At 73.2% G+C, this 9,986-nt stretch carries 11 protein-coding genes and 1 pseudogene; 8 read left to right on the top strand and 4 right to left on the bottom strand.

Annotated features, from left to right (window positions below):
* Positions 1-153: 153 nt before the first annotated feature.
* Positions 154-624, bottom strand: a pseudogene (locus tag ACFWXO_RS41875) (aminotransferase class III-fold pyridoxal phosphate-dependent enzyme); the annotation flags it as partial.
* A gap of 18 nt (positions 625-642) precedes the next feature.
* A complete protein-coding gene (locus ACFWXO_RS41870) occupies positions 643-1,371 on the bottom strand; it encodes a TetR/AcrR family transcriptional regulator (protein ID WP_380531615.1) in 729 nt (242 codons plus the stop codon).
* A gap of 90 nt (positions 1,372-1,461) precedes the next feature.
* Here ACFWXO_RS41870 and ACFWXO_RS41865 point away from each other — a divergent pair, with 90 nt between their 5' ends.
* Positions 1,462-2,019 (top strand): DUF1707 domain-containing protein, encoded by a 558-nt coding sequence (locus tag ACFWXO_RS41865; RefSeq protein ID WP_380531612.1) that lies wholly within the window; start codon positions 1,462-1,464, stop codon positions 2,017-2,019.
* 36 nt (positions 2,020-2,055) lie between these two features.
* On the opposite strand, the gene ACFWXO_RS41860 is transcribed toward ACFWXO_RS41865, so the two are convergent.
* The gene (locus ACFWXO_RS41860; protein WP_380531609.1) at positions 2,056-2,880 is read right to left on the bottom strand and encodes an SAM-dependent methyltransferase; all 825 of its coding nucleotides are present in this window, start codon (positions 2,878-2,880) and stop codon (positions 2,056-2,058) included.
* Between the two features lie 187 nt (positions 2,881-3,067).
* Between ACFWXO_RS41860 and ACFWXO_RS41855 the strand changes: the two genes are divergently transcribed.
* Positions 3,068-3,787: a hypothetical protein gene (locus ACFWXO_RS41855; protein WP_380531606.1), complete on the top strand. Its 720-nt coding sequence runs from the start codon at positions 3,068-3,070 to the stop codon at positions 3,785-3,787.
* Positions 3,788-3,849: 62 nt separating this feature from the next.
* Complete coding sequence (locus ACFWXO_RS41850) at positions 3,850-5,223, top strand: M64 family metallopeptidase (protein WP_380531603.1); 1,374 nt, start codon at positions 3,850-3,852, stop codon at positions 5,221-5,223.
* Between the two features lie 141 nt (positions 5,224-5,364).
* Here the strand turns inward: ACFWXO_RS41850 and ACFWXO_RS41845 are convergent, their stop codons facing one another.
* Positions 5,365-5,733: a hypothetical protein gene (locus ACFWXO_RS41845; protein ID WP_380531600.1), complete on the bottom strand. Its 369-nt coding sequence runs from the start codon at positions 5,731-5,733 to the stop codon at positions 5,365-5,367.
* Positions 5,734-6,047: 314 nt separating this feature from the next.
* On the opposite strand from ACFWXO_RS41845, the gene ACFWXO_RS41840 reads away from it, so the two are divergent.
* From ACFWXO_RS41840 to ACFWXO_RS41820, 5 genes are all read left to right on the top strand, one after another.
* Complete coding sequence (locus ACFWXO_RS41840) at positions 6,048-6,485, top strand: DUF6234 family protein (protein WP_380531597.1); 438 nt, start codon at positions 6,048-6,050, stop codon at positions 6,483-6,485.
* 214 nt (positions 6,486-6,699) lie between these two features.
* On the top strand, positions 6,700-8,205 hold the full coding sequence (locus ACFWXO_RS41835; protein WP_380531594.1) for an MFS transporter: 1,506 nt from the start codon (positions 6,700-6,702) through the stop codon (positions 8,203-8,205).
* Positions 8,206-8,490: 285 nt separating this feature from the next.
* Positions 8,491-8,889: a peptidoglycan-binding protein gene (locus tag ACFWXO_RS41830; protein ID WP_380531591.1), complete on the top strand. Its 399-nt coding sequence runs from the start codon at positions 8,491-8,493 to the stop codon at positions 8,887-8,889.
* Between the two features lie 121 nt (positions 8,890-9,010).
* Positions 9,011-9,382, top strand: a complete 372-nt coding sequence (locus tag ACFWXO_RS41825) for a peptidoglycan-binding protein (protein WP_380531589.1) — start codon at positions 9,011-9,013, stop codon at positions 9,380-9,382.
* A 69-nt stretch (positions 9,383-9,451) separates the two neighbouring features.
* Positions 9,452-9,856: a peptidoglycan-binding protein gene (locus tag ACFWXO_RS41820; RefSeq protein ID WP_380531586.1), complete on the top strand. Its 405-nt coding sequence runs from the start codon at positions 9,452-9,454 to the stop codon at positions 9,854-9,856.
* The last annotated feature ends 130 nt before the right edge of the window (positions 9,857-9,986 follow it).

Raw genomic sequence — 9,986 nt, 5'->3', positions numbered from 1 at the left:
GCTAAACCCCGCACACCCCACGCACCACGGGCCCGCCCCGCACCGCCACCCACAGCGGCACGAGGCGGGCCCTGCCTGTTCCCGCAGGCAGGGCCCGTACCGGTGGCGCCGCGGGGGGCAGTTCGCGGGCCACCGGGGTCTGGTGTCGATCGGTCAGATGCGGTTGTGGGCCTCGGTGAGGCAGTGGCGCATGATCTGTTCGATCTCGTCGAAGGTGTTCTGGTCGGCGGTCAGGGGCGGGACGAACTGGACGACCGGGTCGCCGCGGTCGTCGGCGCGGCAGTAGAGGCCGTTGTCGAAGAGGGCCTTGGAGAGGTAGCCGTAGAGGACGCGTTCGCACTGCTCGTCGGTGAAGGTGGTCTTGTTCGCCTTGTCGGTGACGAGTTCGACGCCGTAGAAGTAGCCGTTGCCGCGGACGTCGCCGACGATGGGCAGGTCGCGGAGCTTGTCGAGGGTCTTGAGGAAGGTGCCCTCGTTGGCGAGGACGTGCTGGTTGAGGCCTTCGCGTTCGAAGATGTCGAGGTTGGCGAGGGCGACGGCGGCGGAGACGGGGTGGCCGCCGAAGGTGTAGCCGTGGGGGAAGACGGCGTCGCCGGTGTAGAAGGGTTCGGCGATGCGGTCGCTCCGGTCGGCGCCCCGGCGCTACGCGCGCGCCTCCGGCGGGAGCGCCGCGGCGATGCAGTCGAGGACCCGCTCCAGCCCGATCCGGAACTGCTCGTCCCGGCCGAGCCTGGGCCCCCGCGCCTCCAGGGCGATCCGGCCGAAGATCGGGTACTCCCCGCTCTCCAGCAGCTGCCGGACGTACGGGTAGCTGCGTGCCTGCCATTCCTCCTCGCTGACGCCGCTGCGCCGGACCTCCTCGGTCCAGCTGACCTCGTCGCGGGCGGCCCCCTCCACGTAGCCGTTGAGGACGGCCATCAGGCCGAGGTTCTCGTCGATCGGGACGTGGGCGTCCAGCACGCCCATCACCCCTTCGATCAGGCGCAGTTGCCGGGGGCCGAAGCCGGGCAGCGCGCGGTGCACGGTGGCGATCCAGGGGTGGCGCAGCCACATGGCGCGCAGGCCGTGGGCGTAGCGGGTGAGGTCGCCCCGCCAGTCGCCGGAGGGCATGCCCTCGACGTCGATCTCCCCCATCAGCCGGTCGGCCATCAGCTGGATCAGCTCGTCGCGGCCGGGGACGTACCGGTAGAGCGACATCGCGCCGGCGCCGATCTCGGCGGCGATCCGGCGCATGGTGGCGGCCTCCAGGCCCTCGGCGTCGGCGATCCGGACGGCGGCCTCGGTGATCTGCGCCCGACTGTAGGCGGGCTTCGGCCCGCGGGCGGGGCGCTCGGGCCGCATCCAGATGTTCACGTACTCGGCGTCGGTCACCGTCGGCCCCTCTTCTTGCGTACACGGTACCCAGTAATCTAGCGTGGCCGCCATGACCGCGTACAACGTACTCAGTCGAGGGGTGGAGTGATGGCGACCGGCACGAGCGGGCCGACCACGATCAGCGAGGCCGACCGCGAGGCCGCGGTCCGCCGGCTCCAGGAGGCCTACGCGGAGGGGCAGTTCGGCTTCGAGGAGCTGGAGCAGCGACTGCAGCGGGCGCTCACCGCGACGACACCGGACGGCCTCGCCGAGGCCCTCGACGGACTGCCGGAGCCCCTCGCCCGACCGGCCACCCGGTCCGAGGCCACCCTCACGGGCGACGCCCTCGGCGGCCGGATCCGGCGGCGCGGCGCCTGGCGCGTCCCGCGCGTCCTCACCGTGGCCTCGGCGCTCGGGCGGGTGCGACTGGACCTCTCCCGGGCGGTCATCGAGCACCCGGTGGTCGACATCCAACTGCTGCTCGGCACCGGCGGGGCGAGCATCACCGTGCCCCGGGACGCGGTGGTCGACCTCACGGCCCTCCACGCCGGCCTCAAGCAGCCGCGCTACCGGCCCCGCCGGGCCGTCCGCCCGGGCGGTCCGGTCATCCGGATCTCCGGGGGGACGGGGCTGGGCCGCCTGCGGATCCGCCACTCCCTCCGGTGAGACCCTGCCGACGGCACCCCCTCGGGACGCCCCGGTTCAGCCCCCGGCCGTGCGGACCGCCTCGATGAAGCCGCTGGTCCGACCGGCGCCCTCGGGCAGCGGACGGCCGTAGGCCTCCCCGACCTCGGCGAGGGAGGTGGTCCGGGCCTGCCAGCCGTGGTCGTTCAGCCACTGGTCGGTGTCGGGGCCGAGCCCGCCCTGCCAGAGCTCGGTGACGTGGGCCAGCGCCGGATCCTCCGGGCTGCGGGAGACGTCCCGGCCGCGCTCCATCAGCAGCCGGCTGCCCGGTGCGGAGAGCGAGCCGACGGCCGTGAGCAGTCCCGCCGCCTGCTCGGGGCTCAGGTACACCAGCAGGCCCTCGGCCAGCCAGGCGGTGGGCAGTTGCGGGTCGAAGCCGGCCGCGACCAGGCGGCGCGGCCACCCCGGGTCGAGGAGGTCGCCCGGCAGCACCTCGCGCCGGCAGGTCGGCACGGCGTCGGCCGCGTCGAGCACCTGCTCCTTGAACTCCAGCACCGGCGGCAGGTCCAGCTCCCACAGCCGGGTGCCGCCCGGCCAGTCCAACCGGTAGGCCCGGGCGTCCAGCCCGGCCGCCAGCAGCACCACCTGCTCGACCCCGGCGGCCTGCAGCCGGTCGTCGTAGTAGCGGGTCCGCAGCACGATGTGCACGGCGAGCGCCGCCGCGAGGCCCTCGCGCCGCGCCCGCTCGGGGAGTTCGGCGGGCAACCCGGCCGCCTCGGCGAACCGGGCCGCGTACGGGTCGGTGAACAGCGGCTCGGGCCGGGTGCTCTCGTGTGCCCGCACCAGCACCACGGGCAGGGCGGTGCGGGAGACCGGGCTCATCGCATCAGGCGTCGGCGTCATGCCCGCCAATCTACCGCCGCCTACAAGTCCGGTCCGGGCAGGGGAGATTCCTCGCGCACTCCGCCGTTCCCTGGCATGATCCGGGCTGTGACCGGGGGAGCGTCGACGGCGAACGCCGGGGCGACCGGGGAGGACTCGACGGGGGTGGCGATGAACGGGTACACCGTGCCGGCGCTGGACGGCGGCGATGCCTGAGGACGCCGTCCCCGTCCGGGACGAGCGCCCGAACCCGGACGGCTGGAAGGTGCCGCCGTCCCTCGGCGACAGGCTCCGGCCCGTCGCCCGGATCGTGCTCGCCCTGGTCGGCCTCGCCCTCGTCGTCGCGGGCTTCGTCCGGTTCACCGCCGACTTCGAGGACGTGCGCCGCTACCACCACACCCCGCTCTGCACCGCGCCCGCGCAGCCGTCCGACGACTGCGCGACGCGGGAGAGCGGCCGGGTGACCGGGAAGCACCTGGATCCGGGCTCCGACTCGGATCCCTACACGCTGACGGTGGCCCGCGAGACGGCGCCGGCCGCCGAGTACGGCGTCGGCAAGGCGTTCTACGACGACGTCACCGCCGGCACCACCGTGGACGTGACGGTCCTGCACGGCGAGGTGATCGAGATCGGCTACCACGGTCACCGCTCGCAGACGGAGACCTACCCGTGGGCGGACGCCGCCGTGCTCAGCCTGCTGATCGCCGCCGGGACGGCCCTGGTGCTCACCCAGGGGTGGCCGCTGGACGACGGGGTCGTGCCGTTCGTCCTGGCCGTCACCGTCGTGGCGAACGTGCTCGCCACGCTCCTCGGCTCCATCGCGCTGCTCACCCTCCAGTGGCCCCTGGTCGTCACCCTGATCGTCGCCGTGCTCTGCTGGATCGCCGCGACCGCGCTCTTCCGCGGCATCCTCAACGAATTCTCCTGATTGTCAGGTCCTCAACAAGGGAAGGAGCCTCCCCACACCCGCCGCCCACCGGGAGGAACTCCGTGCCGATCAGGACCAGAAGAAGAAGGAGCAGGACCGCGCCCGCCCTGCTCACCGCCGCCCTCGCCGTCGCACTCCTCGGTGCCTCCCCCGCCTGGAGCGCGCCGGAACCCGGCGCGTCCGGCGCCCCCGCCGCGCCCGGCGCAGCCGCCGCACCGGGCACCGACCGGCCCCCGCACCAGGTCGAGGCCTTCGACGAGGACGGGACCATCGCCCACGCCACGGCACCCGCCGCCTCCCCCTACCTGGCCACGCCACCCGCCGGCCTCACCGCCCCGGGCGCCGACGGCGACGGCGAGGTCACCGCCCTGGTCCGCAACGGCGACCCGGCCACCAAGCTGGACGTGGTGGTGGTCGGCGACGGCTACACCGCCCAGGAGCAACAGAAGTTCCGCACCGACGCCGCCGAGAAGTGGCGCGAGATCACCGCCGTCGAGCCGTACGCCACCTACCGGCAACTGTTCAACGTCTGGGCCGTGCCCGCCGTCTCACCGGAGTCCGGCGTCACCGGCGATCCCGACCGGGCCACCGTCCGGCACACCGCCCTCGGCTCCTACTTCTGGTGCGACGGCGTGGAACGGCTGCTCTGCGTGGACGACAAGGCCGTCGACCGCTACGCCGCCAAGGCCCCGCAGGCGGACCTGGTGATCGTCGTGGCCAACACCGCCAAGTACGGCGGCGCGGGCTACAACGACATCAAGTCCCCGCTCGGCTACGAGGGCATCGCCACCGTCGCGGGCGGCAACGCCAAGTCCGGGCAGATCGCCGTGCACGAGACCGGCCACTCGCTGGGCAAGCTCGCCGACGAGTACGCCTACGACGGCCAGGGGACGTACCAGGGCGCGGAACCGCCCGAGGCCAACATCAGCACCCTGACCGCCGACCGGATGCGCGACCAGGGCACCAAGTGGGCCCGCTGGCTCGGCCAGGCCTCGCCCGACGGCGGGACGGTCGGCAGCTTCGAGGGCGGCGGCTACTACCCGACGGGACTCTACCGGCCGACGGAGAACTCGATCATGCGCTCGCTCGGCCGCGAGTTCAACCTGCCCGGACGGGAGGCGATGATCGCCGGCTTCTACCGCCACGCCACCCCGCTGACCAGCCCCACCCCCACCGGCAGTTGGCTCACCGCCACCGACCGGCTGACCGTCGACCTGCCCGTCCCCGGCACCCAGCTGCACTGGTACCTCGACGGACGCGAACAGCCCCGGCTGCGCGGACGCACCGCCCTCGACCTCGACGCACTGCACCTGACCGGCCCGCGCTCACGCCCGCACCTGCTCACCGCCGTGGCGACCGACCCGACCCCGGCCGTCGCGGACCCGGCCCTGCGGAAGGAGCTGACCGGCAGTCTGTCCTGGCTGGTGACCAGGTAGTCGACCGTCAGGATGCCGCCCCCGCCCCCGCCCCCGCCCCCCCCCCCCCCCCCCCCCACCCCGTCAGCCCCCCGCCCCCGGGGCGGGGGGCGGGACCAGGGGCGGGATCGGGGTCGGGGCCGGGCCACCGGCAGCACCGGTTCAACCGGCCGTCCCACGGCGCTCCGGACGCTCCGGTCGCTCCGGGGGTCGGCGGCGCAGCGGCGCCAGTTCGCGCTCCAAGGTCCGTACGTCCCGGGCGATGCGGGTCGCGAGTTCCTTCGGCCCGGTGTCGCCGGGCAGCCTGCGCGTCCAGGAGCGGGCCTTGGCCGGACCATCCTGGACCATGTGGAAGGTGAGGCCCACCACCGCGCCGACATCGGCCAGGCTCACCAGGATCCGGGTGTCCGCGAGGTCGATGGTGACCTCGTTGCCGATGCAGGAACAGGCCACCAGGCCCTCGATCTCCTCCTCCGCCAGGTACCTGGCCAGCGGAACCGCCCTCCCCCGGACCAGAAACGGACGCGTCACCGAAGCCACGGGACCCGCCTCCTCTCGCCGCTCGCGTACCGCCGCGGCCGGGCGCGAGCGCGCCACAACAGACCGGGCCCCGCCCATGCTCCACCACGCCGCAGCAAAGCGCCAACTCCGTGTCTCACCAGTTGAATTGAGCGCATGCACCCGACCGGCGCACCGGCGCACACCCAGGCGCACCGGGCGGTGCACCGGGTGTCCGAGCAGGCCTCGGCCCCCGGGCCGGGGCACGGCAGGGCACCGCCGTTCCCCGACGGAACCGAGTACCCGTACTCAGTTCCGCGCCGCCCCTCCTCGGGCAGGCTGTCCGCATGCCTCCGACCGACCGAGCCACCACCGTCATCGCCCGGCTCCGCCGCCTCCGCCGCCCGGAACAACCGCCGGTCGGCCGCGACCTCACCATCGGCGTGCTGCTCTTCCTCGCCCTCGGAGTCTTCTACCTGGTCCGGTTGCTCTCCCTCGGCATGCACGCCTGGGCCGGGCAGGTCACCGACGGCACGGCCGACCGGACGGCCGATGCCCAACTCGGCTTCACCTGGCACCTGATGGGCGCCACGTTCGGCTTCGCGGCCCTCGCCGCCCTGCTGCGGGCGCGCTGGACGGCGGCGGTCCTGGTGCTGGCCGCGCTGGTGCTGTCGACGTCCGCCGCGCAACAGCAGCACGCGTGGGATCGCGGTCACCCCGCGCCGCCGACCCCGCTGCCCACCTGGTACACCCCCTGCTACAGCGGCAGCGGGCGGTGCAACTGACAGGCCCGGGGCTCCGGGGCGGACCAGCCCGCCACCTGCACGGCTCCTGACCGGGCGGCCCGGCCGCCGCCGGGGCATCATGACGGAGTAGTCGCGACCACTCACCGAGCGTGACGGCCCGGGGCGGCTCTCCTCCGGGCACCGGGCATCCGGGGCGGTTCTCGGGGCACCAGGCATCCGTGAGCAGTCGTCCGGCCGACGAAGGAGGACCGTCATGACCGATCCGGCGAAGCCGACCCCCACCTCGTCCGCGCACCAGCAGCCCCCGGCGGGGGTGATCGCCACCGACGTACCCGCCCGGCTGGACCGGCTGCCGTGGTCCCGCTGGCACTGGCGGATCGTGATCGGCCTGGGCACGGTGTGGATCCTGGACGGCCTGGAGGTGACGATCGTCGGCAACATGGCCGGCCGACTCGCCCAGGACGGCAGCGGCATCGCCATCACCACCGCCCAGGTGACCACCGTCGCCGCCGCCGTCTACGTGGCGGGCGCCTGCACCGGCGCCCTCTTCTTCGGCTGGCTGACCGACCGGCTGGGCCGCAAGAAGCTGTTCATGCTCACCCTCGCCGTCTACCTGGCCGCCACCGCCGTCACCTCGCTCTCCTGGACGGCCTGGTTCTTCTTCCTCTGCCGCTTCTTCACCGGCTTCGGGATCGGCGGCGAGTACGCGGCCATCAACTCGGCGATCGACGAACTGATCCCGGCCCGGGTCCGCGGCCGGGTCGACCTGGTCATCAACGGCAGCTTCTGGATCGGCGCCGCGCTCGGCGCCTTCGCCTCCATCGCCCTGCTCAACACCTCGCTGTTCGCCACCGACCTCGGCTGGCGGCTCGCCTTCGGCATCGGCGTGGTGCTGGGCCTGGTGATCCTGCTGGTGCGCCGGCACGTGCCGGAGAGCCCGCGCTGGCTGTTCACCCACGGGCGGGCGCCGGAGGCCGAGCAGGTCGTCGCGGAGGCCGAGCGGAGCATCGAGGAGGAGACCGGGCAGCCGCTGCCGGCGGTCACCGGGGAGCCGATCCTGATCCGCGAGCGGGAGCCGCTCGGCTTCGTCGCCATCGCCCGCACCGTGGTGCGCCGCTACCCCCGCCGCACCGTCCTCGGGCTGGCGCTCTTCATCGGCCAGGCCTTCCTCTACAACGCGGTGACCTTCGGTTACGCCACCATCCTGACCACCTACTTCGCGGTGCCGGAGGGCGACACCGGCTACTACTTCGCGGTGATCGCGGTCGGCAACTTCCTCGGCCCGCTGCTGCTCGGCCACCTCTTCGACTCCGTCGGCCGCAAGCCCATGATCGCCGGTACCTACCTCGGCTCCGGCGTCCTGCTGTTCGGCACCGCCGCGCTCTTCCAGCAGGGCTCGCTCTCCGCCGCCACCATGACGGCCTGCTGGACGGCCGTGCTCTTCCTCGCCTCGGCGGGGGCCAGCGCGGCCTATCTGACGGTCAGCGAGATCTTCCCGCTGGAGACCCGGGCCATGTCCATCGCCTTCTTCTACGCCGTCGGCACGGCGGTCGGCGGCATCAGCGGCCCGCTGCTCTTCAACGGCCTGGTCAGCAGCGGGAAGGTCGCCGACACCACGCTCGCCTTCTGCATCGGCGCCGCCCTGATGACGGCCGCCGGCCTCGTCGAGGCCGCCATCGGGGTGAAGGCCGAGCGGCGCAGCCTGGAGTCGCTGGCCGCGCCGCTCAGCGCCGTCGGTCCTTCCGGCGGCGGTTCCTGACCTGGCCTCGCCCCCGGCACCGTTGAACCGGGGTGCTGCCACGGATCCCGGACCCCTCGCGCCGTCCCTTCCATGTCCCTCCCCCGTCCCCGGATGACCGGTCGCCGTGTCCCAATCCGCAGGTCAGCGCCCTGGGACGGGCAGCGGCGTCCCCTGTCAGCGTCCCAGCGGGCCGAACGGGCTCGCGCCTGGTGCAGAGTCCTCCCTGTCGGCTCCGGGGTGGACCGACGGATCACGGGGCGAGCCGCGCGACAGCGGCCGGCGGCCCGGCTACGGAGGACTGCGATGAACATCATGAAGAAGGCCACTCTCGCGGCGGCCGCGACCCTGCTCCTCGCCACGGGTGGCATCGCCACCGCCGGCACCGCGTCGGCGTCGACCCAGATCAGCTGCGCCGGCCGTGAGTACGAGCAGGCCGGCGCGCCGTACAAGTCCTCCGAGTCGGACAAGCACTTCGGCTTCTACAACGGCTACACCGAGACCCCGTCCCCGAACTCCTTCAGCTGGGCCACGGTCGAGGCGCAGTGCCTGCTCAACACGATCGGCAACAACCTGGTCGTGGACGGCTACTACGGGCCGAAGACGCAGGACGCCGTTCGTGACGTCCAGAGCAAGCAGAGCCTGAGCCAGGACGGCTTCGTCGGCCCCGAGACCTGGCCCGCCCTGCGCTTCGTCGCCTGGTGATCCCACCCCAGGTCCCGGCGGCCCAGCACCCGGGCCGCCGTCGGGGCGCCTCCGGCCGGTCGGGAGCCGCGCGAGTCCGCCCGAAGTTCCGTGCACGCCAGCTGTTTCCAGGGAGTTCGTCATGAGCAAGTTCCGGCGCCGGATGGCCGCCCTCACCGCATCCGCCGCCATCGCCCTGGGAGGCGTGGTGGCCCTGGCCCCGCAGGCGTCCGCGGACGTGTACTGCAGCTATATCTCGGACAGCGCCAGGCCCTACGTGTCCCCGAACCAGAACAGTGACGCGGTGAAGCAGGCCCAGTGCCTGATCCTGTTCGAGAGCGGCTTCGGGATGAACAACGCGGTGCAGGTGGACGGCCAGTACGGCCAGCAGACCTACGCCGGCGTGATCTGGGTCCAGCACTGCAACGGGCTGTCGGAGGACGGCATCGTCGGCCCCAAGACCTGGGAGAAGCTCTACAACCCGAACTACGCGTGCCAGCGGTTCGACAACTGACCGTTCCGGGCAGCACCGACGGCCGGCGCGGGAACCGCCCGGCCCACCCACCACTTGAAGGAAAGACTCATGAAGGCAGTAGGCAAGCGCGCCGTCCGTACCACCGCGATGCTCGGCGCGGCGGTGGCAGCCGTCGCGGGACTGACCGCGACGCCGGCCCAGGCGGAGTACGGCTACTGGCAGTCCTGCATGCAGCAGGTCGGCAGCTACCACTACCTGGGCTGGGACCTCCCGAGCGTGACGCTCCGCATGGGCTCGAGCGGCGTCTGCGTCAAGGAGCTGCAGTCCGATCTCCTCCAGCTGGGCGTCGTCCCGAGCCAGGACGTCCCCAACTTCGTGGACGGCTCCTTCGGCGGCAAGACGTACAACGCGGTGGTGGCCTACCAGACGAAGTTCTCCGACGCCAACGGTGTGGACGGCGTGGTCGGACGGGACACCTGGCACGGCCTGATCGCCCGTACCGAGTTCGAGTAGGCCTCCTGGACGGCGCGGGCGGCCACTGACCCTTGCGCCGAACACTGCGGCGCGGCGGCCCCGCCGGGCGGGGGGGGGGCGCCCCGGGGGGTGGGTGCGGTCGGGGGTAGTGCTCTCCCACCCCCCCCCC

The organism is Kitasatospora sp. NPDC059088 (assembly GCF_042738155.1).
Lineage (GTDB): Bacteria > Actinomycetota > Actinomycetes > Streptomycetales > Streptomycetaceae > Kitasatospora.
This window is presented reverse-complemented; position numbering and strand designations above follow the sequence as displayed.

Excerpts from the sequence above, each read along its gene's own strand:
- ACFWXO_RS41825 (WP_380531589.1), top strand. The coding sequence starts at position 9,011 with ATGAGCAAGTTCCGGCGCCGGATGGCCGCCCTCACCGCATCCGCCGCC.
- ACFWXO_RS41855 (WP_380531606.1), top strand. The coding sequence starts at position 3,068 with ATGCCTGAGGACGCCGTCCCCGTCCGGGACGAGCGCCCGAACCCGGAC.
- ACFWXO_RS41840 (WP_380531597.1), top strand. The coding sequence starts at position 6,048 with ATGCCTCCGACCGACCGAGCCACCACCGTCATCGCCCGGCTCCGCCGC.
- ACFWXO_RS41830 (WP_380531591.1), top strand. The coding sequence starts at position 8,491 with ATGAACATCATGAAGAAGGCCACTCTCGCGGCGGCCGCGACCCTGCTC.
- ACFWXO_RS41860 (WP_380531609.1), bottom strand. The coding sequence starts at position 2,880 with ATGACGCCGACGCCTGATGCGATGAGCCCGGTCTCCCGCACCGCCCTG.
- ACFWXO_RS41820 (WP_380531586.1), top strand. The coding sequence starts at position 9,452 with ATGAAGGCAGTAGGCAAGCGCGCCGTCCGTACCACCGCGATGCTCGGC.
- ACFWXO_RS41865 (WP_380531612.1), top strand. The coding sequence starts at position 1,462 with ATGGCGACCGGCACGAGCGGGCCGACCACGATCAGCGAGGCCGACCGC.
- ACFWXO_RS41835 (WP_380531594.1), top strand. The coding sequence starts at position 6,700 with ATGACCGATCCGGCGAAGCCGACCCCCACCTCGTCCGCGCACCAGCAG.